Source organism: Agrobacterium sp. MCAB5 (genome assembly GCF_052114365.1).
In the GTDB taxonomy this organism is placed as follows: domain Bacteria; phylum Pseudomonadota; class Alphaproteobacteria; order Rhizobiales; family Rhizobiaceae; genus Agrobacterium; species Agrobacterium tumefaciens.
Genome location: NZ_JBFREP010000009.1, coordinates 254,608 through 278,032, shown reverse-complemented (window position 1 = coordinate 278,032; position 23,425 = coordinate 254,608). Strand labels below are relative to the sequence as shown.

Genomic DNA, 23,425 nt, shown 5'->3' with positions numbered 1-23,425 from the left:
GCCAGTCCGTCCGGGCAGGGGAAGAAATACCGGCCTCGCCGTGACCGGATGCGTGAGCTGGGCGACAGGCATGTCGAAAACGTCCGAGATGATTTGGGCATCGCACAGCGTCGCTGTTTCCAGCCGGTGCCGCAGCCGTCCATCCTTCAGAAAAATCAGGTGATCGGCATATTGCAGGGCGAGATTGATATCATGCAGCACGGCAACTATCGTGCGGTTGTGATGGGTGACGAGGCCAGCCAGCATATCCAGCACCTCTATCTGGTGATGCAGATCCAGAAATGTCGTCGGTTCGTCCAGCAGGATGATATCTGTCTGCTGCGCGAGCGCCATGGCGATCCACGCGCGCTGGCGCTGGCCGCCGGAGAGGCTGTCGATTGCTCTTTCAGCAAGGCCTGACATTCCGGTCACAGAAAGTGCCTCGTCCACTGCGTCCGCGTCTTCCTCGCTCCACTGCTTCAAAAATCCCTGATGCGGGTAGCGGCCACGGGAGACGAGATCGAAGACCGAAAGCCCTTCCGGCGTGTGGTTCTGCTGTGCCAGCATGCCCAGCCGCTTTGCCACCTCCCGTGTGGGATGATGAAATATGTCGCGGCCGTCGAGAAGGATATAGCCGCTTGCCGGGCGGTGCAGGCGGGCAAGTGCGGAGAGAAGCGTCGATTTTCCCGACCCGTTCGGACCGAGCAGAACGGTGAATCGGTTCGGGGCAACGTCTATGGACACGTCGGCAAGCACGGGCGTGTCGCCATAGGCAAACTCAATTGCCTTGGCCGCAAGACGTATGTCCGCGCGTCTATTGTTGCCACCGTCGTCCAAGATCTTCCCCGTTTGAATGAGCCGCCACCAGAATTATTGATGACTGTAGTAGTCAAGTATACAGCTTTCGAAAAGCCGGTTTTTACGCGGTGATTTGCACAAAAAGCGACGATCTGTGCCTCGAATCAGAACTGTGGAGGCATGAGGGAGCGCGCATTCGCCAGATGTTTCGCCGGTGACAAGCCGAATTAAAGTTGACTACTACATTCATCAATTGAAAGAGCGGTGCATCATCGTCGCGATGACGTAAGGGGCAGCCGGGGACAAGACAGATGCATGACGGTTCGATGATCATTCAGGTAGGCTCGCGAGCGCTGTTGGCGTTGCTTCTGGCCGGAGTTGCCCTGCCTGCTTTTGCGCAGGAGAATACGGCACCGAAGAAAAATGCCGACGAGACGACCGTGCTTGAGACGATAACCGTTAATGCCGACGTCAAAAAAGGCGCGCGCGGTTATCAGCCGATAACCACGGGCACTGCGACGCGCACCGAGACGCCGATCCTCGATATTCCGCAATCGGTTAACGTCGTGACCGATGAAGTGCTTCGCGACCAGCAGGCGCGCTCGCTGGATGATGCTCTCGCCAATGTCAGTGGCGTTACCCAGTCAAACACGCTGGGCGGCACGCAGGATGCCGTTATCCGCCGTGGTTTTGGTGACAACCGCGACGGCTCGATCCTCATCAACGGGCTAAAGACCGCATTGCCGCATTCCTTCAACGATATGGCGGAGCGAGTGGAAGTGCTGAAAGGGCCAGCCTCCACGCTCTACGGCATTCTCGATCCGGGCGGCATGGTGAATGTCGTGACGAAGGAGCCTGAAGATACTTTCTCCGCCGAAGCCTATTCGCGCTTCTCAGCCTTTGGGGCGGGCAAGTATGGTACATCCGGCGGTTTCGATGTGACCGGACCTATTGCGGGAACGGATTTTTCCTATCGCCTGATCGGTCAGGGGGAGAACAGCGACTACTGGCGCAATTTTGGTGAGAAAAAGAACTGGCTGATCGCACCCTCGCTAAAATGGAGCGGCGAGGATACCGACATTACGGTTTCCTATATGCATGAGGATTACAGCGTGCCCTTCGATCGCGGCACGATCTTCGATCCGGCGACAGGAAAGGCAATCAATGTCAGCCGACGTCTCAGGCTGGACGAGGCCTATAACATCACCGATGGCAAATCCGATCTGGCGAGTATCTCAATAGACCGCCAATTGTCCGAAGACTGGAAACTGTCGCTGAACTACGCCTATAGCCAAAACGAATATTCCGACAACCAGGCCCGCGTGATGGGTTACAATTCCCGCACGGGGCAGGTGACGCGGCGCGCTGACGCCACGCAATATTCCACCATCTACAACCACGCGGCCCGCGCTGACCTGACCGGTGAGGCTGATATTGGTGGCCTGCGCAACGATCTGCTGTTCGGCATGTCCTACGATTACAGCGACACGCTGCGCACCAACATGTTGCGATGCGCAAATTCCTCGAATTTCAACATTAACAATCCCGTTTACGGCAGGTTGCCGGCGTGCACGACGGTCAGGGCCGTCGACAGCGACCAGACGGAGGAGCTTTCCACTGCTTCGATCTATATGCAGGACGCCGTGCATCTGGGCGATCAATGGATCGCTGTCGGCGGTTTGCGCTACCAGTATTACGACATCTATGCCGGCAAAGGCCGCCCCTTCGTGGTCAACACCCAGAACAATGGCGGCGAACTCATCCCCAATGCCGGTCTCGTCTACAAGATCACGCCGGATGCATCCCTTTATGCCAATGTGGCGAAAACCTTCCGCCCGCAATCCTCGATCGGAGCCTATTATGGCGGGCTTGATCCGGAGGAGGGCATTTCCTATGAGGTGGGCGCCAAGTTCGACCTGTTCACCGGTTTGAATGCCAATATTGCTTTGTTTAATGCCCGCAAGCGCAATGTCGCCTATTCGGAGGATGTAGGCGGTGTGTCGACGGTGAAGGCCGCCGGTCTCGTTCGCTCGCGCGGGGTGGAGGTGGATATTGCCGGCAACCTTACCGATAGTCTCGATCTAATCGCAAGTTATGCCTATACGGACGCTCTCGTTCTCGAAGATTCCACCTATGCCGGCAAGCGACTGCCGAATGTCGCGCGTCACACCGGCTCGCTGTTTCTTGCCTATGATGTCGGTGAGGTCGGGCCGAACGGCAACACGCTGCGGATCGGCGGAGGAGTGCGGGCCGTCGGCCAGCGTGCCGGCATCAACGACAATTCCTATGACCTGCCGGGTTATGCCGTCTTCGACGCCTTTGCGACCTATACGCTTCAGCTGGAGAAACCGGTGACCCTACAGCTCAATCTGAAGAACATCTTCGACAAAAGCTATTATACCTCATCCATTGGCTCCACCAGCTACGCCAATGCTGTCGGCGAGCCCTTCAACGTCAGCCTCACGGCCAGCGTGAAATTCTAAGGGTACAGGCGGAGCAATCCATCTGGGTCTTGCCGCTGCTGATGAAAGCAGACTCGTGCGTTTCTTGCATGGCTGCGCTGCATTAAAGCCTATTTAATATGCGGCAAAACCGGGTATCTTGTTTTCATCGAAGCGATGCACCTCCTCCCGCAAAGCTTCGGATTGAGATGACCCTATCCTCCTCCCAAGGGTTGTCTTGTGAACAATGGCACTCCTCCTCCCAGCCGTTGTTCGAAATTTCGGAAAGCCTGCCGCACCTCCTCCCGCGGCGGGCTTTTTCGTTTTCGGGACAGGGGCATCACAAGCCAAGCGCGAGCTGCGCTTCCTCTTCACTCTCTTCGGTGCTCAGCGAGGAAAGGGTAATCCCCAACAGCCTTACCGGACGTTTGAATGGAAAGACGGAGGCAAGCAGGCTCTCTGACATCTCTTGGATCGTTGCGAGGTCAGACACGGCTCCCGACACTGTTTTGCTGCGTGTCGCCTGGCTGAAATCCGAATATTTGATTTTCACGGTCACCGTCTTTCCCGTGATGTCGTGGGCCTCGCAATAACGCCAGACTTTCTGAGCCAGAGGGCCAAGCTCTGCCTTCGCCAAGTCGAGATCGTCGATATCCTCGACGAATGTGTCTTCTGCGCCAACAGACTTACGGATGCGATCGGGCTTGACCTGCCGTTCATCGATACCGCGGGCGATGTTGTAGAAGTAAGGGCCGGACTTCCCGAAATGCTGTTGCAGAAAACCGAGTGATTTCGACTTGAGATCGAGCCCTGTTTCGATGCCGTGCCGTTTCATCCGCTCGGCCGTGGCGGGTCCCACGCCATGGAATTTCTTGACGGCCAGGGCTTCAACAAAGCCAGGCCCATTCTTCGGCGTAATGACGGCCTGGCCATTCGGTTTGTTCAGGTCGCTTGCCATCTTGGCTAGAAACTTGTTGTAGGAGATGCCGGCAGATGCATTGAGGCTGGTGACCGCCTTGATTTTTGCGCGGATCTCCAGCGCAATTTCGGTGGCGATCTCCATGCCTTTCAGGTTTTCGGTGACATCGAGATAGGCTTCGTCGAGCGATAGCGGCTCGATCAGAGGGGTATATTCGGCAAATATCTCGCGTATCTGTTGCGACACCTGCCGGTATACCTCGAAGCGTGGCGGTACGAAGATCAGATCCGGGCATTTCCGTTTGGCAGTGACGGACGGCATGGCGGAATGCACGCCGAAGGTTCTCGCCTCATAACTTGCCGCAGCCACCACGCCTCGTGCGGCCGATCCGCCGACGGCGACCGGCAGGCCGCGAAGTGCGGGGTTGTCGCGTTGCTCCACCGATGCATAAAAGGCATCCATGTCGATATGGATGATCTTTCGAACAGCCGTGTTATCCATCGTTCCAGCCTGTACGATCTTCCCTATTTCCACATCGCCCGCATCCGCGCGCCTACATCGATGCGGATCTGCTGCGCGCTGCGCTCGGAGGCTGCGGCCGAAACCAGGGGCCAGGTGGCGGTTTCAAAGAACTGCAGCAAAGTTGCCGGTATGAAGCGGGTTCTAGCGGCATAGACATGCCGGTCGCCCTGCGCGTTCTGGCCATGGGTGAAGAACCGTTGCGGGGTTATCAGTGACAGACTGTCCTTGGCGCGCGTCATGGCGACATAGAGCAGCCGACGTTCCTCCTCTACTTCATGCGTGGAGCCGACGCCCAGATCGGAGGGTATGCAGCCATCGACCACGTTCAGGATAAAGACGGAACGCCACTCCTGGCCTTTTGCCGAATGAATGGTTGAAAGCGTCAGATAATCCTCATCGAGCAGCGGCACGCCTGCCTGATCGCTGGTGGCATCCGGCGGATCGAGCGTCAGTTCGGTGAGGAAGCGTTCGCGGGAAGGATAGCCGCCGGCAATCTGCTCGAGTTGCAGCAAATCGGCCTTCCGCGTCTCGGCATCCTCATGGATGCGTTCGAGGTGGGGCTCGTACCAGAGCCGCGCCTGCTCGATATCTGATGGCCAGCCGCCGTGCAATTTTCGCATGTTCGCCAGCAACTGCACGAAGGATACCCAGTCATCACCGGTTTTGGGTGGCGGCGGAATTTCGGCTAGGGCGAGCAGAGGTTCAGGATCTGCCGCAATCGTATCGAGAATATTGCCGGCTTTCTTCGGCCCGATACCCGGCAGCATCTGAAGTAGCCTGAAACCGGCGACGCGGTCACGCGGGTTTTGCGCGAACCGCAATACCGCCAGCATGTCCTTTACATGGGCACTGTCGAGAAACTTCAGGCCGCCAAATTTGACGAAGGGAATATTGCGGCGTGTAAGTTCAACTTCAAGCGGCCCGCTGTGACTGGAGGTGCGAAACAGCACGGCCTGTTGCTTCAGCGTCATGCCGGTCTCACGATTGGCCAGCACCTGGTCAATAATGAAGTTCGCCTGCTCGGTTTCGCTTTTTACTGTCACGAGCTTTGGCCGCTCGAGCGACTGTCGTTCGGTCCAGAGGTTTTTGGTGAATCGCTCACGGGCAAGGTCGATGACACCATTGGCGGCAGCCAGTATCGGCTGTGTCGAGCGATAGTTGCGATCAAGGGTGATAATATCGGCAGCCGGGCTGAAAGATGCCGGAAAATCAAGGATATTGCGCACCGTTGCTGCCCGGAACGAATAGATCGACTGGGCATCGTCACCCACCACGGTCAACCCGCGACCGCCCGGCTTCAGTGCCATCAGCACCGCGGCCTGCAGCCGGTTGGTATCCTGATATTCGTCGACCATCACGTGGTCGAAACGATTGCCGATATCGCCTGCAAGGTCGGGATCGCTGACCATCTGGGCCCAGTAGAGCAGAAGATCGTCGTAATCGAGAACGTTCTGGGCCTGCTTGGCCTCGACATAGGCGGCGAATAGTTGCTTGAGCTCTTCTTCCCAGCTGGACACCCATGGATAGTGCTGGCGCAGGATTTCTTTCAGTGGCGTTTGTGAATTGACGGCGCGCGAATAGATCGCAAGGCAGGTGCCCTTTGTCGGAAAACGGCTCTCGGTCTTGGAGAAACCCAGTTCGTGTCGGGCAAGGTTCATCAGATCAGCGCTGTCTTCGCGGTCGTGGATCGTGAAATCCACGTCCAGTCCAATCTGTTCCGCATAGATTCGCAAGAGGCGCGCGCCGATCCCGTGAAACGTGCCGGACCAGGCCATCGCATCCGTGAGGGCTCCGGCGTTAGCGCCGATGACCTGCTTGCAGATACGCTCGACACGACGCGCCATTTCGGAAGCGGCACGCCGTGAAAACGTCATCAGCAGGATGCGGCGAGGATCGGCGCCATTGACGATCAGATGCGCCACCCGGTGCGCCAGCGTATTGGTCTTGCCGGAACCGGCACCGGCGATAATCAGCAACGGTCCAGCCGTGTATCCGCCTGAAGGCCCAACGCCATGTTCCACGGCCTTGCGTTGCTGCTCGTTCAGTTTGTCCAGATAGGCAACCGCCATGCCTGCATCCTTGATATTTGCCTATCCGCACGACGACGGCATTTTTCAAAAGCACTCTTGTTGCAATGATTAGCAAAAACTCAAACAGCAGGCCAGAACAAATAATGAACGCATGTCTCTGTCCTCCACACTGCGGTGGACAAACCTGGTTGATCGATATTCGCAGCCTCAATCGGGTTCCGCATGGCGTGTCGAGCGGCATGCTTTTCAAACCACTGAACCAACCCGGCGGCTGATGAGTTCACCAGTCGCGTCTTGGAAGACGTGTTTGTTGGGAGGACAAAAGCATGAAGCATCTGAAACTATGCCTGATCGCTGTTGCAGCACTGGCCACATCGACATTTGCGTTTGCCGAGCAGAAGGCCATGAGGTCTGACGCCACGATCGCGTCGGATATCAATTATCTGCTTTATACGCCCAAAGACTATGCCGGTTCGGACAAGACCTATCCTCTCGTGGTCTGGCTGCATGGCGGCGATCAGGGCGGGAGCGACGTCGAAAAGCTGCGCCGCAGCGGTCTGCCAAAATTGATCGAAGGGGGCCGTGATTTTCCTTTCATGGTGTTTTCGCCACAAAATCCGAGCGAGGAACTGCTTTATCCGATCGAACGTGTCGCAAGCGTCCTGGCTTCCGTTGTGGCGGATCATCGAGTGGACCGCAGCCGTATCTATCTGATCGGATATAGCCGGGGAGGGTTCGGCGCCTGGTCAATGGCCGAGCAGTTTCCGCAAACTTTTGCTGCGGTCGTCCCAATTGCCGGTGGCGGCATCCGCCATTACCTCAACCGCACCAATGAAAAGACAGCATTCTGGGCCTTTCACGGCTCAAGGGACGAGGTGATTCCTTTGTCCGATACTGTTGTCCTCGTTCAGCGTCTCCAGGAACTGAAACGTAATGTGCGGCTGACGGTTTTTGAAGATACGAACCATGAAGAGGTGGAGGCAAAAGTGCTCGGCGATGAGGCGATGTGGACCTGGCTTCTCCAGCAAAAGCTTGCAGACGCAAAGACGCCTTCGGTACCCTGAACCCGCAGCGGGCACCGTTTTACCGCTGGTATGGAAGCCCATAACCCAGCGCGGCCGTCATAAGGCCGGGCTGGCCGCCTCATAAGCTTTCGTCAAAACATCTCTCCGCAAGCGTGTCTTTCGCCTCTTGACACAGAGTAGAGAAGTCGTGCTAATACGCATTAACAGCTAATACGTATTAGCAGTCAACGACTGTCGGGGAGGGCATTGCGTGACCAGCCATAAACGCCTTACTCAGAACGATATTGCGAAGCTTGCCGGCGTCAGTCAGGCAACAGTATCGCTTGTTCTGAACGGCGCGCCGACCGCGATTGCGCGTATCCCGGCTGAAACACGCGAACGCGTACAGGCGGTCATTCGCAAGACGGGTTATGTCGCGGACCCGATCGCGCGCCGCATGGCCAAGGGGCTTAATCGCATCCTCGGCGTCTTCACCTACGAGCCTGCTTTTCCAAGCGCACAGGCGGACTTCTTCACGCCGTTCCTGTTGGGCATCGAGGAAGAGGCGCAACAGCAGGCGTACGATCTTCTGCTGCTGACCAGTGCCGGCGTCGGCAACAACCGCAAGATTTTTTCCGAGGGCAACAGGCTCCGGATCGCCGATGGCTGCCTGGTACTGGGCCGTGAATTCGACCGCAAGGAGCTTACCCGGCTGGTCTCGGAAGATTATCCATTCGTGGCGATCGGCCGACGCGACGATGCTGGCGGGCCCGTGCCCTATGTTGGCGGCGACTATGGCGCGGGCACACGGCAGCTTGTTGAAGATGCCATGATGCTCGGGCATTCCAAGCTCGCCTATATCGGCCCTGCGGGTCCGGCGGAATCGATTGCCGACCGCTGGCGAGGTTTCAGTGATGCGCTCGGCACGGCGGCGACGCTTGCCTTGCACATAAAGGCGGTAAACCGGCCTGCCGAAAAGATCCTCGACGCGATCATCGAAAGCGGCGCGACGGTGGCATTTTTCATAGAATTGGCGGATGCGGTGCGCGTCGAGACTTTGGCACGGGAGCGCGGAATTGGGGTGCCCGACGTGTTTTCGATGGTCGTGCTTGGCAGCCATATTCGTGCCGGCCGCAGCCCGGTGCGTTTCACATCCTATGAAATTCCCCGTGAAGAGATGGGCCGGCAGGCGACTGCAATGCTGGTGAACCGCATCGAGACCGGCAGCCCGGGAAGTCAAATTCTACTCAAGTGCCAACCCGTCAAGGGTGAAACATTGGGGCCGGCTCCAGTGGCCTCCCCAGATAAGTCCCCAGTCAACAAAACGGATGAGACGACGTGAAAGAGATGCAAGCAGACATTCTTGTGGTCGGTGGTGGCCTTGGCGGCGTGGCGGCGGCCCTCGGTGCCGCACGCGCCGGAAAGCGCGTGATCATGACCGAGGAATATGACTGGATCGGCGGTCAGTTGACCAGCCAGGCCGTGCCATCGGACGAACATAGCTGGGTCGAGCAGTTCGGCATCACCCGCTCTTATCGCGCACTACGCAACGGCGTGCGCCAATATTACCGCGACCATTATCCTTTGACGGAAGGCGCCCGCTCCTGGAGTGACCTCAATCCGGGTGGCGGCTGGGTCAGCCGCATCTGCGCCGAGCCGCGCGTCAGCCTTGCGGTGATGGAAAGCATGCTTATGCCCCATATCGGTGCCGACCGGCTGACGGTGCTCAAGCCCTATCGGCCGGTTGCTGCCGATGTGGACGGCGACCGGGTCCGCGCGGTCACCGTGCGCCATCGCGACAGCGGAGCGGAGATCGTCATTTCCGCCGACTACATTCTTGATGCCACCGAGCTTGGCGATCTGTTGCCGATGACGGGCACGGAATATGCCAAGGGGTTCGAGGCGCAATCGGACACGGGGGAGCCCAGCGCGCCGGCCAGCGCCCAGCCTGATAATGTGCAGGCCGTATCGATCTGCTTTGCCATCGACCATGTCGACGGCGATCAGACGATCGACAAGCCTGACAATTACGACTACTGGCGCAAGTACCAGCCGCATTTCTGGGGTGGGCCGATGCTCGGTTTCACCGCGCCGCATCCGCGCACGCTGGAACACACGACCCGCTCCTTCACGCCCAATCCGGACGACGATCCGTTGCTGGTTGATGCCGACCAGCGCAAGGGCGGTGGCGATGAAAACCTCTGGATTTTCCGTCGCATCGCGGCACGCAAGAACTTTGCGCCAGGTTTTTATAAATCCGACATCTGCCTCGTGAACTGGCCGATGATCGACTACATGGACGGCACCATCATCGATGTGTCGGAAGAAGAAAAGGCGCGGCATCTGAAGGCGGCGGCCGAACTTTCCTATTCGGTGTTTTACTGGTTGCAGACCGAAGCGCCGCGCCTTGATGGCGGACAGGGCTTTCGCGGCCTGCGTCTCAGAGGCGATATTACCGGCACCGAACACGGCCTTGCCATGGCGCCCTATATCCGGGAAAGCCGCCGCATCAAGCCGGTCACGCGCATCGTCGAACAGGATCTTTCCTACACGGTTCGCGGTGACAGGGGGGCTGTCCGCTATCGCGACAGCATCGGCATCGGCATGTACCGCATCGATCTGCACCCATCGACCGGTGGCGACAACTATATCGATGTGCCTTCCTGCCCGTTCGAGATCCCGCTTGGCGCACTCATACCCGAGCGCGTGAAGAACCTTATTCCGGCGGGCAAGAACATCGGCACGACGCATATCACCAATGGCTGCTACCGCCTGCATCCAGTCGAATGGAATATCGGCGAAGTGGCTGGAATGCTGGCGGCCTATTGCCTGGAAAAAGGTCTCACACCGCATCAGGTGCAGGAAGACGATGACCATCTTCATGTCTTCCAGACGGCGCTGACCCGCGAGGGCATCGAAATACGCTGGCCGGATATCGCGGCCTATTAGGACGGCGGACTGCCGTTCGATCTAACCCATCTTTGGAGGAGGACTGGGAATGAATAGTCATTGGAAAATGCAAACCACGGCCTGCGCGCTAGCCCTTATCGGCTCGGTTGCGCTGGCAGGGGCAGCGGCGGCGCAGGATGCGGTCAAGCTGCGCATGACGATCTGGAGTGCCAACGAGGCGCATCTAAAGCTGTTCAACGACATTGCAGCCGGCTTCAAAAAGGACCATCCAAATGTCAGCGTGACCTATGAGTCCCTGCCTTTCGACACCTATACCACTGCGTTGACGACCCAGATCGCCGGTGGCAACGCCCCTGACATGGCCTGGATTTTCGAGACCTCGGCCTATGATTTCGTCAAATCAGGCGCGCTCTATCCGCTCACCGACACGCTGAAGGCCGCGCAGGGTTACAATCTCGACGAAGTCAGCGCCGGGGCCACGGAACGCTGGTCGCAGGACGGAAAGCTCTTCGCCTATCCGTTCTCGACCTCGCCCTTTGCGGTCTTCGTCAACAATGATCTCATCAAGGCCGCAGGTGCAAAGACGCCGGCGGAGATGATCGCTGCCGGCGAATGGACCTGGGAAAACGCCATCGCGACCGCCTCGGCGGTCGCAAAATCCGGCAAGGGCGGGCTTGTCGTCCGCGACTTCAATTACCAGAGCTGGCAATATCTGACCTCCGTGTGGAACGGCTGGGGCGCATCGCCCTGGAGCGCGGATGGCGCAACGTGCACCATGGCGGAAAAGCCGATGGCGGATGCTCTATCGTTCATCCATGATGCCATCTTCAGCAAGAAGGCCATGCCCGGCCCCGGCGAGACGGTCGATTTCTTCGCCGGTAATGCCGCGATGACCATTACCCAGATCAGCCGGGCCTCGCTTTTGCCGAAGGACAAGCCTTTCGGCTGGGACCTCGTGCCGCTGCCGAAAGGACCGGCCGGTGAATACGCACTGATCGGGCAGGCCGGCATCGGCGTCATGCAGTCCGGAAAGAATGCGCAGACGGCGGCCGAATTCGTTGCTTACATGACCAATCCGGACAATTCGGCAAAGCTCAGCCAGTTCTTCCCCTCGGCACGCAAGTCGCTGTTGAATGCGGAGGTTTTGAAAAAAACCAATCCGCTGCTCAGCCAGGAACAGATCGAAAAGGTCGTCATATCAGGCATCGCCACGGGCAAGGTCATGCCCGGCCACACCGGCTTTGCGCAGATACAGCAGATCGTGCGCTCAAACCTCGATGCGGTCTGGCGGCCGGAGGCCGATGTCGCGGGAGCGCTTCAAAAAATCTGCGGCCAGATCGCGCCGCTCCTGAAGCGCTGAGGAGAAAGCCATGGCTGTCGCGCAGGAGATTACCCGTCCCCGGCATCGCCCTGCATCGGCGTTCTGGACCATCGCGCGGCGCGACAGTCTTGCTGGCTTTCTGTTCATCGCCCCGCAACTGATCGGGATCATCATCTTCGTGCTGATCCCGCTCGGGCTGGTGTTCTGGTATTCGCTGCATGAGTGGAACGTGCTCGCCAATACCTTCACCTATACCGGTGCGCAGAACTACCGGATGCTCATCGAAGACGGCAATCTTCTGGAGGTGCTGGGCGCGACCGGGATATTCTCCGCCGGCCTCGTCGTGTTCAACCTGTCGCTGGCGCTGCTGCTTGCCGTGCTGCTCAACCAGAAGCTTGCCGGCATAGCGATATTCAGAACGCTGTTCTTCTCGCCCGTCGTCGTGTCTCTGGTTGCCTGGACGATCGTCTGGGGTTTCCTGCTGCAGAAGAACGGCGGCATCAACGGCATGTTGCTGATGGTCGGCATCGAAGGCCCCAACTGGTTGCGCGAGGAGACGACAGCGATGATTTCGGTCATCGTCGTGCAGGTCTTCAAGAATGTCGGGCTCAACATGATCCTGTTTCTGGCGGCACTTCAGGGCGTGCCGAAGGAACTCTACGAGGCCGCCCGCATCGACGGCGCGCCAGCCTTCAAACAGTTCCGTCGCATCACCCTGCCGCTGATCAGCCCGACGATCCTGTTGACCTCGATCATCACCATTGTCGGCTCGTTACAGGTTTTTGCTCAGATTGCGGTTTTGACCCAGGGCGGGCCGGGTCTGTCGACCACGGTGCTGGTCTACTACCTCTATCAGCAGGCCTTCCAGTTCCATTTCTTCGGTTACGGCTCGACCCTGTCCATCCTGCTGTTTCTGATCGTTGCCGTGCTGACCTTTGCCCAGTGGCAGATGCGCAAGAGGATCGTCTTTTATGAAAGCTGACCTTTCCCCCCGCATGCAGGTGGCGCTCTACGGGTTGCTGTGCGTGCTGCTTATCCCCTTCGTCTTTCCGACCTGGTGGATGGTTACCTCCTCCATCAAGCCCATAAGCGACATCTTCGCCTTCCCACCGCAGCTCATCCCGCAGAGCCACGACTGGACGACCTATGCGAAGGTGTTCGAGTTGCAGCCCTTCGTGCGGCAATATTGGAACTCCGCCTACATTGCCGCTGTGGTGACGATCGGCACGATGATCATCTCCTCAATGGCAGGCTATGCCTTCGCACGGATCCGGTTTCCGGGCGCCAATGTGATCTTCATGATCGTGCTGCTTGGCCTGCTGATCCCGTCCGAAGTGACGATCGTGCCGCTCTTCCAGATGTTCCTGAAGGCAGGCATGGTCAACACCCACTGGCCGCTGATCCTCGTGCCGATTTTCGGGGCGCCAAGCGTGTTTGCCACCTTCGTCATGCGGCAGTTTTTTGTGACACTGCCGGGGGAGCTGGAGGAGGCCGCACGCGTCGACGGTCTTGGACGTTTCAAGATATTTCGCAAGATTGCCTTGCCCCTGGCAAAGCCGGCGCTTGCTTCGGTCGCGATCTTTACGTTCCTGCATTCCTGGAACCTGTTCCTCGAACCCATCGTCTTTCTCTCCAGCGCCGAGATGTTCACGCTGCCGCAGGCGCTGACGCAATATACCGACGCCTATGGCGGGCCGATGTGGAACATCCAGCTTGCCGCAGCGACGCTGACTGCGCTGCCCGTGCTCATCGTCTTCGTGATTGCCCAGAAGCAGTTTGTCGAAGGCCTCGCCCATACCGGCCTCAAGGGCTGAAGAACCGGAAACCGATTGATGGCTCACGTTACTCTCTCCGACATCCGCAAAAGCTATGGCGCGGTGAAAACCATTCACGGCATCGATCTCGCCATTAAGGACGGCGAGTTTGTTGTGCTTGTCGGGCCTTCCGGCTGCGGCAAGTCGACCCTGCTGCGGATGATAGCGGGGCTCGAAACGATTACCGGCGGAGAGCTCAGGATCGGCGAACGGGTCGTCAACGATCTCGATCCCAAGGATCGCGATATTGCCATGGTGTTCCAGTCTTATGCCCTATATCCGCATATGACGGTGGCCAGCAATATGGGCTTTTCGCTGGAGCATCGGGGCTCGAGCAAGCAGGAAATTGCTGAAAAGGTGAACTGGGCAGCGGATATTCTTGGCCTTGCGCAGCTGCTCGACCGTTATCCCCGCCAGCTCTCCGGCGGCCAGCGCCAGCGCGTCGCGATGGGCCGCGCCATTGTTCGCAATCCGCAGGTGTTCCTGTTCGATGAGCCCCTGTCAAACCTTGATGCGAAGTTGCGCGTCGTCATGCGCGGCGAGATCAAGGCACTGCACCAGAAGCTGAAGACCACCACGATCTATGTGACGCACGACCAGGTCGAGGCGATGACGATGGCCGACAGGGTCGTGGTTCTCAATGGCGGCAGGGTCGAGCAGATCGGCACGCCGCTCGAACTTTACGACCGCCCGGCAAATCAGTTCGTTGCAGGCTTCATCGGTTCGCCATCGATGAACTTCCTGAGCGGCGCGATAACTGAAAGAGGTTTTGAAACCGCAGGTATCGTGTTGCCCTTGCCAGTTTCCGCGGCCGGCTTTGCCGGCAAACAGGCCGTTTACGGCATCCGCCCGGAACACTTCCTGCTTGATGCCGGCGGCGTACCTGCCGAGATAATGCTGGTTGAACCATTAGGATCGGAAACGCAGGTCACCATGAAACTCGGCGATACCAAGGTACTCGGCGTCTTTCGGGAACGTATAGGGCAGGCAGTCGGCGACAGCATCATGGTCTCGCCGACGCTTAACTGCGTCCATCTGTTTTCGAGTGAAGACGGAGCAGGGCTGAACTGATCACGAGGCCATCTGCCTCTTGCGCCGGCCGAAGGCCTGATCAGATACTGGACTGCCAGGGAAAACCTCGCAGTCCAGCTGTTCCAATGGCTCACCCCATGACTGCTTTCAGAGGAAGCTGCTCTCGAATAGTTCGCCTGAATAGGCGGCGTGGGTGATGCCCGCTTCAAGATCGGCCTTGGTCAACTCATCGACAAAAACACCATTCTGCATGACCAGAACGCGGTCGCACATATGGGCTATAACCGACAGGTCGTGGCTGACGAGAACGAAGGTGAGGTTCTGCTCGTCGCGCTGATCGGCCAGCAGGTTCAGGATTTCCGCCTGAATGGAGACGTCGAGAGCGGATGTCGGCTCATCGAGAAGCAGGATCGGCGGCTCGAGGATAAGCGCGCGGGCGATCGCAACACGCTGACGCTGGCCTCCGGACAGTTCGTGCGGGAAGCGCTCGGCAAAATGCGCGGGCAGGCCAACCTGCTGCAGCGCGGCCGGAACCTTCGACCAGCCGTCACCAAGCCCCATGGAGCGGATCGGTTCGGCAAGAGCCCGGCCGATGCGGTGGCGTGGGTGCAGGGAACCATAGGGGTCCTGGAACACCATCTGCGCCAGCTTTAGCTCGTCGCGGCTACGCACTTTACCCACAGGCTTGCCTTCGAAAGAGATCGATCCGGTCCAGCCGGATTCCAGGCCGGCAAGCGACCGCAGCAATGTCGACTTGCCGCAACCGCTTTCGCCAACGATGCCGAGTGTCTCGCCTCGGTTGACCCGAAAGCTGACGTCGCGCACGACGTGATTGCGGGTTTCCTTCGTGCCGTAGACGACATCCAGCTTGTCTACCGTGATCATCGCGTCACCTCCGCATCGATTGCCTGGCGATCCAGCACCTTGAGGCGCCGGACCGGATTGCGGGGATCGGGCATGGCCGCGATCAGGCCCCGCGTATAGGGGTGTTGCGCATCTTCGAGCTTGGAAAGCGTCTCCACGACGCGTCCGCCATACATGACCAGCACGCGTTCGCAAAAGGCCGCAACCATGCGGATATCGTGACTGATGAGGATGAGGCCCGAATTGTTTTCGCGCACCATCTCGTCCAGAAGCAGAAGGACATCCTTGCGGACGCTGACATCGAGTGCTGAGGTCGGTTCGTCGGCGATGACCAGCTTGGGTTTGGCAAGCAGCATCATGGCGATCATCACGCGCTGTCCCATGCCGCCTGAAATCTGGTGGGGATAAAGCCCCATAACGCGGTCAGGATCGTTGATGCGCACGCGCAGCAGCATGTCGCGCGCGGCATTTCTGGCGGCCTTGCCCTTGAGGGCCAGATGCAGCTCGGCCGCTTCCGCCACCTGCTTTCCGATCGGCAGGACCGGATTGAGGGAATAACGCGGATCCTGCATGATGAGCGCCATCTCGCTGCCGCGGATCGCACCCATCTGGCGCTCGGATTTTTCAAGCAGGGGTTCGGAGAGGAAATCCATCCGTTCTGCCGTCACCGTGGCACTCTTGGGCAGAAGGCGCATGGCGGCACGGCCGGTCGTGGACTTTCCGGACCCGGATTCGCCGACGATACCGACACGCTCGCGTCCGACGTCGAAGTTGACATTGGAGACGGCGGGGATGGCGTTGCGGCCAAAGCGAACGTTAAGATCGCGGACCGAAAGAATGGGGGAGCTATCAGGAACGGGCATGACGCGGATCCAGTAGGTCGCGCAGCGTATCGCCAGCGATGTTGAAGGCAAGGCTCGTCAAAAGGATCGCGATGCCGGGCATGACGGCGACCCACCAGTAATCGAGCATGAATTTACGGCCGCTGGAAATCATCGCCCCCCATTCGGGAAGCGGCGGCTGCGCGCCAAGACCGAGGAAGCCAAGCGAGGCGGCCGTCAGGATGATGCCGGCCATATTCAATGTCAGCCTGACGATGACCGAAGGAATGCACATCGGCGCGATATAAAGAAACAGGATGCGCATCGGCGAGGCCCCATAGAGGCGTGCGGCCGCAACATAGTCGGTGTTGCGCACGACCAGCGCTTCGGCCCGCGCCAGACGCGCGATGGGCGGCCAGGCGGTCAGCGAGATCGCGATGATTGCGGTGCCGAGACCGGCTCCCATTGCAGCAGCAAAGGCAAGTGCCAGAACGAGCGAAGGGAAGGAAAGGACAATATCGGTCGCGCGCATCAGAATGGCGTCGGTTCTGCCGCCGAAGAAACCGGCCATGACACCGATTGCAAGGCCGATAGGGCCGACGATGACCGAGACCGACAAGACGGTCTGGATCGTGATGCGGGTGCCATAGACGAGGCGGCTGAAAATGTCTCGGCCAAATTCGTCGGTTCCCGCCAGATGCGCCCAGCTGGGAGGCTGGAGCGCATTGTCGAGCACCTGGCGCACCGGATCATATGGCGCAATCAGGGGAGCGAAAATGGCAACCACGACCAGAATGGCGAGAATGGCAAAACCGAACATTCCAAGCGGTTCGTCGCCAAGCTTCCGCAGCGTCCGCGCCGTCGTTGTGGATATCCGAGACAACGCGCTGCGGCTCCGCACGGGAGTGTTCTGAGTTATATCGGTCATCGAGCGACCTCCCGTGTCCGCGGGTCAAGCGTGGTGTAGGCCACGTCTGCGAGGAAGTTGAGCATCATGAAGATGAAGCCGATGACGATCGTGGCTGCGAGGATCGCATTCATGTCACCGATAAGCAGTGCGTTCGTCATGTATTGTCCGATGCCGGGCCAGGAAAAGACGATTTCGGTCACAACGGCGCCTTCCAGCAGATTGCCATAGGAGATGGCGAGAACAGTGATCAGCTGCACCGCGATATTCGGCAGTACATGGCGGGTTACGGTGCGCGCCGGGCTGACGCCTTTCGCACGCGCCGCAATCACGTAATCCTGGCTGAGCTGTTCGAGCGTGAAGGCGCGGGTCATGCGGGTAATGTAGGCCATTGCCATATAGGCAAGGATGATCGCCGGCAGCATGATATGCGCGAGCGCATTCCAGAAAATCTCTGTCTCACCTGCGAGAAGAGTGTCGACCAGCATCAGCCCTGTTCTCGGCTCCACGAGGCCTTCGTAAAAGACGTCCACGCGACCGGGCCCGGCGACAAGGTTGAGATTCGCATAAAAAATCACGAGCCCGACGATACCGAACCAGAATACGGGTATCGAATGCCCCACCAGCGCAAAGACACGTGCGAACTTGTCGATGAACGTGTCGCGAAACAGGGCCGCGGCGAGACCGAGCGGGACGCCGATGACGGTGGAGATGATGATGGCCAGCGTTGCAAGCTCAAGCGTCGCCGGGAAGGCTTGCGCCAGGTCCCGCGTTACCGGGTTTCCGGTCAGAATAGCTATACCGAAATCGCCGTGCAGCAGGCCGCGGAGATAGATGAAAAACTGCTGGTAGAGAGGGAGATCAAGCCCAAGCCGAGCCCGCATGGCTTCATAGGCCTTGGGATCTGCAAGCTCACCGACGATTGCCCCGACCGGATCGGTCGGCATCACCCGGCCAATGATGAAGGTGATGCAGAGCAGGATGAAGAGGCTAACGACAAGTTGCAGGAAGCGATGTCCAAGCCCGCGCAATGAAATTTCAGTCATCGCAAATCGCACTTCCACGAGAAAACGCTGTCAGCGATGCCACTTTTTGAACGGCTCGCCGCAGACGAGCAATTCTACCCTGCAAAAACTTTTGATGGTACTTCATCCCAACTCCTCCCTGAGCTAACATGAAAACATATGACGTAACGCCACGTCATCATATGAGTAACGAAGGGATTCGTTTTCTGCAAGAGGGAAGAGTGGCATGATGGGCGATAGGGAAAAGCCGCGGGAGCGGCGGGCACAACAGATCATCGATAATCTCAGTGCAGAAATTCGCAGTGGAAAACTGAAGAACGGCGATCAGCTTCCCACGGAACCGCAGCTTGAGCGCACCTACGGCGTGAGCCGCACAGTGGTTCGCGAGGCGATCGCGGATCTGCGCTCTTCCGGCTATGTCATTCCCATCCATGGCAAGGGCGTGTTCGTCAGCAATGTCAGCGAGTGGGCGGGTGTGAAGCTGACGCAATCCGAAGTTGGCACAATTGCAGAAACGCTGGAAATGCTTGAGTTTCGGCTCGCAACCGAAGGCGAAGCAGCGGCAATTGCCGCCTATCGCCGCACAGCCCAGCAGGAAGCGGCGATTTCCGCAGCCCATCGGAAAATGGGCCGGGCCATCGATGCGGGCGAAAGCACCGTCAGTGCCGATTACGAGTTTCACACGGCCATTGCGATAGCGACCAACAACCGGTTCTATCTCGAGGCACTGCGCCAGTTCGGGTCACGTTCGATACCGCGCGGTCAGTTTCCAACCCTGCCGGAGACGGGCGACGCGGATTATCTGCGCAAAGTGCAGGCCGAACATGAGGCAATCCTGCGCGCCATCGTAGAGCAGGATCCGGATGCCGCGCGGAAAGCCATGCGCGATCATATGCTTGCGAGCCAGCGTCGATACAGGTTGCTTTCCGAGGCGCAATAGCATCTCGACACTCATCTTATTTCGTGCGATGTCATATGATGACTAGCATGGAGTGAGGAGAGAATCGATGTATGTCGGCACCCAGGTGACAGCGCGCGATGACGAGGATTTCAAGGTTTGGGCGCAGCTTGGCGTCAAGAATATCAACGCAGATCCGCCTGGTGCACCCGCAAGCTGGACCTTTGAGGATTTTGAGCGCCACCGTGACAAGGTCGAGAGCTTTGGCCTCGTGCTCGACATGGTGCAATTGCCGTTGCCATCAAGGCCGATCGAACAGGCATCGTTTCCCGATATCCTGCTTGCCGGGCCAGGACGCGACCGGCAGATCGATGCCGTCTGCAGAATGATTGAGGATATCGCCAGGGCCGGCATCCCGGCGGCGAAATACAACCTCAATCTCATCGGCATCCCGCGCACTGAAATGGAGCGTGGGCGTGGTGGTTCGCTCAATGAAGCCTGGCGATGGGACAAGGCGGACCATGACGCGGCTCCGGGCCTTGCCGGTGTTCTATCCGAGGACGAAAATTGGGAACGCATCGACTATTTCCTCGAACGCGTGGTGCCGGTTGCCGAAAGCAACAAGGTGCGGCTTGCCTGCCATCCGCATGACCCCTACACCCCGCCCGGCTACAAGGGTGTCACCCGGGTGCTCGGTACCGTCGAGGGCCTGAAGAAATTCGTGCAAATGCGGGAAAGCCCCTATCACGGCCTGAACTTCTGCCAGGGATCGATCGGCGAGATGCTCGACAATCCGCGCGAGGAGATCGACGAGATCATCCGCTGGTTTGGCAGCCGCGACAAGATATTCAATGTCCATTTCCGCAACATCAGCGGCGGCAAGCTGTCGTTCATGGAAACGTTCCCCGACGAGGGTGACATGGACATGGTCCGTTCGCTGAAGCTCTACCATGAACTCGGCTACCGCTACATGATCATGCCCGATCATGTGCCGACGATTGCGGGCCGCGATCCCGTCGGTGTCGCCTTTGCGTTTTGCTACGGCTACATCGCCGCGCTCATCGAGGCGCTTAATAACAACCATCTTTGACTGTTTCAGGCCGGTTGGCGCGTGGTGCTGCCGGCTTGCAATTACCGATCTGTAGGAGGAGCAGGTATGAAAAAATCAATGATCCGTCTCGCATTCACCACCGTTCTGGGAGCCATGTTGGTGCAGGCGTCGCCGGTGGCGGCCAAGACCCCCAACGACCAGCTCGTCGTCGGGACATCGCTTGCCCAGGTGCTGTCGCTAGACCCGCATCAGGCCACCGAAGCGAAAGCCAACGAAATCATGGCCAATCTTTACGATCGGCTGATCTCGGTCGATGGCTCGGGGAAGGTTTCGCCGCAGCTGGCAGAGCGCTGGGAGACAGATGACAAGGGCATCACGTTTCATCTTCGCGCCGCCAACTTTGCGTCGGGCAATCCCGTTACCTCCGCAGATGTGGTTTATTCGTTCAGCCGCCTTTTGAAGATGAATCAGGCGGCGGCCGCCAACCTCAAGCGCGTCGGTTACAACGCGGAAAATGTCGACAAGCTGGTGAGCGCCCCGGACGAGAAGACGGTCCGTATCGAACTGTCAGGGCAAACGACCTCCGAGCTGCTGCTCTATCGTCTGGCGATGGTCATTGCCAGTGTCGTCGACAGCAAGGAGCTCAAGTCCCATGAAGTTGATGGCGACTGGGGCAATGCGTGGCTGAGAACAAATTCCGCCGGTTCAGGACCCTTCACCCTCAATCGCTGGTCGCCGAACGAAATCATCATTCTTGAGGCCAACAAGGACTATGTGGCTGGCAGCCCGAAAATGCGTCGCGTGATCGTCCGGCATGTACCGGAAAGCCAGGTGGAGCGCCTGATGCTGGAGCGAGGCGACATCGATATTGCCAGCGCGCTGACGGCATCCGACCTTGCGACCTTCAACAACAAGGAAGGTTTTCAGATCCAGCGCGTGCCGACGGGTGGTTTCTACGTCCTGTCCATGAATGCCGGCAAGGAGCCTCTTTCCAACCCCAAGGTTCGCGAAGCGATTGCTTACGGCATCGACTACAAGGGAATGGAAAAGACCATCATGGGCCCCTATGGCAGGGCGCGCACGGTGCCGGTTCCGGAGAATTTCGAATATGCCATTCCAAGCCCCGACTGGAAGCTTGATGTCGAGAAAGCGAAATCTCTTCTGAAGGAAGCCGGTTATGAGAATGGCTTCACGCTTAATCTGAAGACAATTGCCCAAACGCCGCGCATCGATCTTGCTACGGCCATCCAGGCATCGCTCAGCCAGGTCGGTATCAAGGTGAACATTCAGCAGGGTAACGGTTCGGACGTGATTGCCGCTCACCGTGCGCGGGACTTCGATCTGCTTATTCCGCAGACGGGCGCCTATATGCCCAACGTCCTCGGCTCGATGGAGCAGTTCTCCAGTAACCCCGACAACTCGCTTGCTGCCAACAATGCCGGCAATTTCGTCTGGCGCTCTGCCTGGGACATTCCGGAACTGACGGCTCTGACCGCAAAGGCTTCCCTTGAGCCCGATGCCAAGAAACGTGGGGAAATCTACACCCAGATGCAGGAAATGTTCGTCGCGCAGAAGCCAGCGGTTCTGCCTCTCTTCGAGAGATACGAGCCGATCGTTTTGACGTCGCGCGTCAAGGATTATGTCGGTCACCCAAGCCAGACGACGCGACTGGAAAACGTGACGAAGCAGTGACTGCAAACCACTAGACGGAAAACATGTGACGGGCGGTGACTTTACCGCCCGTTTTTTTGTGGGTCCCTCGACTGCTTGCTGGCCAATTAAGACAGGGCCGCCGTGCGAACTATTACGCCCGCATCCTTGAATTCTTGGGGTTTTCGCGATGGCTCTAGCGGGTTAGACCGTGCAGCGATCGACTCTTTCCCAGAGCGGGATTCCCAAACCCCGCTCGCTCACATTCCATTAAATGCGTTGGCACCATGAGCTTCCCACAGATAAAACTTCCCGCAAGGCCGCTCAGTTTGAAGCGCGGTGTCATTTCGGTACCGGCGGCCTATTATTTCTCCATTCCCGTGCTGCTGGTGATTACAGTCGTCCTGCTCGTGGCCGAAGGCCCGGGTGTGTTGCGCGACTATCAGATCAGCCGCGACCCGCTGGAGATCGAAAGCGGCGATATCAACGGCAGTTGCAAGACCCGCAAGGCGATCTTCACGAATTGCGAAGCTGAGCTTTCCTACGAGCATGGCGGTGTGAGCTACAAGAAGGATGTCGAGGTCATGTTCGTCGATTTCCATTCCGGCGACTATGAAACCGGTCTGGTCATTTCGGCGAAGAATCCAGAACTTGCAACGATTTCACTTGGCCTCGATATGCTCTGGAACCGGATCATAACCCTGGGCGTGTTCGTTGCCCTGCTCGGTTTCGGCTGTTTCGCACTGCTGCTTGCACTTATCCGCACCTTGCGGGCTCGTCTGCGTCTGCGGCACCCGGCGCCATTGACTGTTATTTCGGTGGCGCTGACGGCGGTCGCCGAAAAACGCAGCCGTCTTTTCGTGACCTATGCCGATACGGTTAGGGAAGGGAAGACGAAGAGGCAATCCTTTACCTACCTGGAGAGAGGGCGAATCCCGGTCGTCGTCGGCCACACCGGCAAACACGATGTCGCACTGGCGGTCTGGCACGATGAAACCCCGCTGCCTGTTCTGCTTGACGATCAGCTGGAGCGAATTGACCTATCGGAACAGGAAAGAGCGGAAGCACTTGCTTCGCTCGAACCGGTGCTTGCGAACCGTGGGCAGGAGGGTGTACCCGCCCCCGGCGCGGCGGTGACAAAAGCCCCGAGCCTTGCGCGACGGCTGGCAACGTTCGTTGCAATTGTCGCCTTTATCGTCGTTGCAACCTTGGGGTACTGGCTGTGGTACGTCACCAGCGCGCCTTCGCAATTCAACTCTCCGGGCATGGATCTCAACAACATGATGCCCGCGGCGCTCAACGAGTGGGGCTGCGCGCGTCTGCAGGAGCGTTTTGCTGATGGTCCGGCACCTTTCGGTTGTGCCGGGGACGATTTTCGAAGCTGGAAATAAAGGCTTTCTCTCTTGGCGTTTATTGGGCCGGTCGCAAGAGCTTTATGC

The 23,425-nt window shown here is 58.5% G+C and carries 19 protein-coding genes; 12 read left to right on the top strand and 7 right to left on the bottom strand.

Going from position 1 to position 23,425, the window contains the following annotated elements:
* A partial coding sequence (locus tag AB4Z23_RS20145; RefSeq protein WP_441360676.1) for an ABC transporter ATP-binding protein occupies positions 1-816 on the bottom strand: 816 nt, incomplete at its 3' end.
* A gap of 272 nt (positions 817-1,088) precedes the next feature.
* Between AB4Z23_RS20145 and AB4Z23_RS20140 the strand changes: the two genes are divergently transcribed.
* On the top strand, positions 1,089-3,260 hold the full coding sequence (locus AB4Z23_RS20140) for a TonB-dependent siderophore receptor (protein ID WP_441360675.1): 2,172 nt from the start codon (positions 1,089-1,091) through the stop codon (positions 3,258-3,260).
* 298 nt (positions 3,261-3,558) lie between these two features.
* On the opposite strand, the gene dinB is transcribed toward AB4Z23_RS20140, so the two are convergent.
* A complete protein-coding gene (gene dinB / locus AB4Z23_RS20135) occupies positions 3,559-4,638 on the bottom strand; it encodes a DNA polymerase IV (RefSeq protein ID WP_004431141.1) in 1,080 nt (359 codons plus the stop codon).
* 23 nt (positions 4,639-4,661) lie between these two features.
* Complete coding sequence (locus AB4Z23_RS20130; RefSeq protein ID WP_441360674.1) at positions 4,662-6,728, bottom strand: ATP-dependent helicase; 2,067 nt, start codon at positions 6,726-6,728, stop codon at positions 4,662-4,664.
* Positions 6,729-7,015: 287 nt separating this feature from the next.
* Here AB4Z23_RS20130 and AB4Z23_RS20125 point away from each other — a divergent pair, with 287 nt between their 5' ends.
* From AB4Z23_RS20125 to AB4Z23_RS20095, 7 genes are all read left to right on the top strand, one after another.
* On the top strand, positions 7,016-7,753 hold the full coding sequence (locus AB4Z23_RS20125) for a prolyl oligopeptidase family serine peptidase (protein WP_025594974.1): 738 nt from the start codon (positions 7,016-7,018) through the stop codon (positions 7,751-7,753).
* Positions 7,754-7,964: 211 nt separating this feature from the next.
* The gene (locus AB4Z23_RS20120) at positions 7,965-9,035 is read left to right on the top strand and encodes a substrate-binding domain-containing protein (RefSeq protein WP_111809819.1); all 1,071 of its coding nucleotides are present in this window, start codon (positions 7,965-7,967) and stop codon (positions 9,033-9,035) included.
* Positions 9,036-9,040: 5 nt separating this feature from the next.
* Positions 9,041-10,642, top strand: a complete 1,602-nt coding sequence (locus AB4Z23_RS20115) for an FAD-dependent oxidoreductase (protein ID WP_111809820.1) — start codon at positions 9,041-9,043, stop codon at positions 10,640-10,642.
* Between the two features lie 49 nt (positions 10,643-10,691).
* The gene (locus AB4Z23_RS20110) at positions 10,692-11,963 is read left to right on the top strand and encodes an ABC transporter substrate-binding protein (RefSeq protein ID WP_111809821.1); all 1,272 of its coding nucleotides are present in this window, start codon (positions 10,692-10,694) and stop codon (positions 11,961-11,963) included.
* Between the two features lie 10 nt (positions 11,964-11,973).
* Positions 11,974-12,906, top strand: coding sequence for a carbohydrate ABC transporter permease (locus AB4Z23_RS20105; protein WP_004431155.1), 933 nt, complete (start codon positions 11,974-11,976; stop codon positions 12,904-12,906).
* Positions 12,896-13,738, top strand: coding sequence for a carbohydrate ABC transporter permease (locus tag AB4Z23_RS20100; RefSeq protein WP_060642606.1), 843 nt, complete (start codon positions 12,896-12,898; stop codon positions 13,736-13,738). The genes AB4Z23_RS20105 and AB4Z23_RS20100 overlap by 11 nt, the downstream gene beginning before the upstream one ends.
* Positions 13,739-13,756: 18 nt before the next feature.
* The gene (locus AB4Z23_RS20095) at positions 13,757-14,809 is read left to right on the top strand and encodes an ABC transporter ATP-binding protein (protein ID WP_111801930.1); all 1,053 of its coding nucleotides are present in this window, start codon (positions 13,757-13,759) and stop codon (positions 14,807-14,809) included.
* Between the two features lie 108 nt (positions 14,810-14,917).
* On the opposite strand, the gene AB4Z23_RS20090 is transcribed toward AB4Z23_RS20095, so the two are convergent.
* From AB4Z23_RS20090 to AB4Z23_RS20075, 4 genes are read right to left on the bottom strand one after another with little or no spacing between them, the layout of a single operon-like run.
* Positions 14,918-15,655 (bottom strand): ABC transporter ATP-binding protein, encoded by a 738-nt coding sequence (locus tag AB4Z23_RS20090; RefSeq protein ID WP_111800783.1) that lies wholly within the window; start codon positions 15,653-15,655, stop codon positions 14,918-14,920.
* Entirely contained in the window at positions 15,652-16,497 is an 846-nt protein-coding gene (locus AB4Z23_RS20085) for an ABC transporter ATP-binding protein (protein ID WP_111801929.1), read from the bottom strand. The genes AB4Z23_RS20090 and AB4Z23_RS20085 overlap by 4 nt, the downstream gene beginning before the upstream one ends.
* A complete protein-coding gene (locus tag AB4Z23_RS20080; RefSeq protein ID WP_013761140.1) occupies positions 16,484-17,383 on the bottom strand; it encodes an ABC transporter permease in 900 nt (299 codons plus the stop codon). The genes AB4Z23_RS20085 and AB4Z23_RS20080 overlap by 14 nt, the downstream gene beginning before the upstream one ends.
* On the bottom strand, positions 17,380-18,408 hold the full coding sequence (locus AB4Z23_RS20075; RefSeq protein ID WP_004431168.1) for an ABC transporter permease: 1,029 nt from the start codon (positions 18,406-18,408) through the stop codon (positions 17,380-17,382). Before AB4Z23_RS20075 ends, AB4Z23_RS20080 begins: the two co-directional genes overlap by 4 nt.
* Positions 18,409-18,613: 205 nt before the next feature.
* On the opposite strand from AB4Z23_RS20075, the gene AB4Z23_RS20070 reads away from it, so the two are divergent.
* The 4 genes from AB4Z23_RS20070 to AB4Z23_RS20055 all read left to right on the top strand — a co-directional run bounded on the left by AB4Z23_RS20070 (position 18,614) and on the right by AB4Z23_RS20055 (position 23,377).
* Positions 18,614-19,327 carry a FadR/GntR family transcriptional regulator gene (locus AB4Z23_RS20070; RefSeq protein ID WP_004431172.1) on the top strand — a complete coding sequence of 238 codons (714 nt, stop codon included), beginning with the start codon at positions 18,614-18,616 and terminating at the stop codon, positions 19,325-19,327.
* 67 nt (positions 19,328-19,394) lie between these two features.
* Complete coding sequence (locus AB4Z23_RS20065) at positions 19,395-20,375, top strand: mannonate dehydratase (protein WP_441360673.1); 981 nt, start codon at positions 19,395-19,397, stop codon at positions 20,373-20,375.
* 114 nt (positions 20,376-20,489) lie between these two features.
* Positions 20,490-22,028, top strand: coding sequence for an ABC transporter substrate-binding protein (locus tag AB4Z23_RS20060; RefSeq protein ID WP_370953851.1), 1,539 nt, complete (start codon positions 20,490-20,492; stop codon positions 22,026-22,028).
* A 245-nt stretch (positions 22,029-22,273) separates the two neighbouring features.
* Positions 22,274-23,377, top strand: a complete 1,104-nt coding sequence (locus AB4Z23_RS20055) for a hypothetical protein (RefSeq protein ID WP_441360672.1) — start codon at positions 22,274-22,276, stop codon at positions 23,375-23,377.
* Positions 23,378-23,425: the final 48 nt, after the last annotated feature.

Coding starts and splice junctions, on each gene's coding strand:
- AB4Z23_RS20140 (WP_441360675.1), top strand. CDS start 1,089: ATGCATGACGGTTCGATGATCATTCAGGTAGGCTCGCGAGCGCTGTTG.
- AB4Z23_RS20070 (WP_004431172.1), top strand. CDS start 18,614: ATGATGGGCGATAGGGAAAAGCCGCGGGAGCGGCGGGCACAACAGATC.
- AB4Z23_RS20075 (WP_004431168.1), bottom strand. CDS start 18,408: ATGACTGAAATTTCATTGCGCGGGCTTGGACATCGCTTCCTGCAACTT.
- AB4Z23_RS20085 (WP_111801929.1), bottom strand. CDS start 16,497: ATGCCCGTTCCTGATAGCTCCCCCATTCTTTCGGTCCGCGATCTTAAC.
- AB4Z23_RS20090 (WP_111800783.1), bottom strand. CDS start 15,655: ATGATCACGGTAGACAAGCTGGATGTCGTCTACGGCACGAAGGAAACC.
- AB4Z23_RS20065 (WP_441360673.1), top strand. CDS start 19,395: ATGTATGTCGGCACCCAGGTGACAGCGCGCGATGACGAGGATTTCAAG.
- AB4Z23_RS20105 (WP_004431155.1), top strand. CDS start 11,974: ATGGCTGTCGCGCAGGAGATTACCCGTCCCCGGCATCGCCCTGCATCG.
- AB4Z23_RS20130 (WP_441360674.1), bottom strand. CDS start 6,728: ATGGCGGTTGCCTATCTGGACAAACTGAACGAGCAGCAACGCAAGGCC.
- AB4Z23_RS20055 (WP_441360672.1), top strand. CDS start 22,274: ATGAGCTTCCCACAGATAAAACTTCCCGCAAGGCCGCTCAGTTTGAAG.
- AB4Z23_RS20125 (WP_025594974.1), top strand. CDS start 7,016: ATGAAGCATCTGAAACTATGCCTGATCGCTGTTGCAGCACTGGCCACA.
- AB4Z23_RS20080 (WP_013761140.1), bottom strand. CDS start 17,383: ATGACCGATATAACTCAGAACACTCCCGTGCGGAGCCGCAGCGCGTTG.
- dinB (WP_004431141.1), bottom strand. CDS start 4,638: ATGGATAACACGGCTGTTCGAAAGATCATCCATATCGACATGGATGCC.
- AB4Z23_RS20100 (WP_060642606.1), top strand. CDS start 12,896: ATGAAAGCTGACCTTTCCCCCCGCATGCAGGTGGCGCTCTACGGGTTG.
- AB4Z23_RS20110 (WP_111809821.1), top strand. CDS start 10,692: ATGAATAGTCATTGGAAAATGCAAACCACGGCCTGCGCGCTAGCCCTT.
- AB4Z23_RS20060 (WP_370953851.1), top strand. CDS start 20,490: ATGTTGGTGCAGGCGTCGCCGGTGGCGGCCAAGACCCCCAACGACCAG.
- AB4Z23_RS20115 (WP_111809820.1), top strand. CDS start 9,041: ATGCAAGCAGACATTCTTGTGGTCGGTGGTGGCCTTGGCGGCGTGGCG.
- AB4Z23_RS20095 (WP_111801930.1), top strand. CDS start 13,757: ATGGCTCACGTTACTCTCTCCGACATCCGCAAAAGCTATGGCGCGGTG.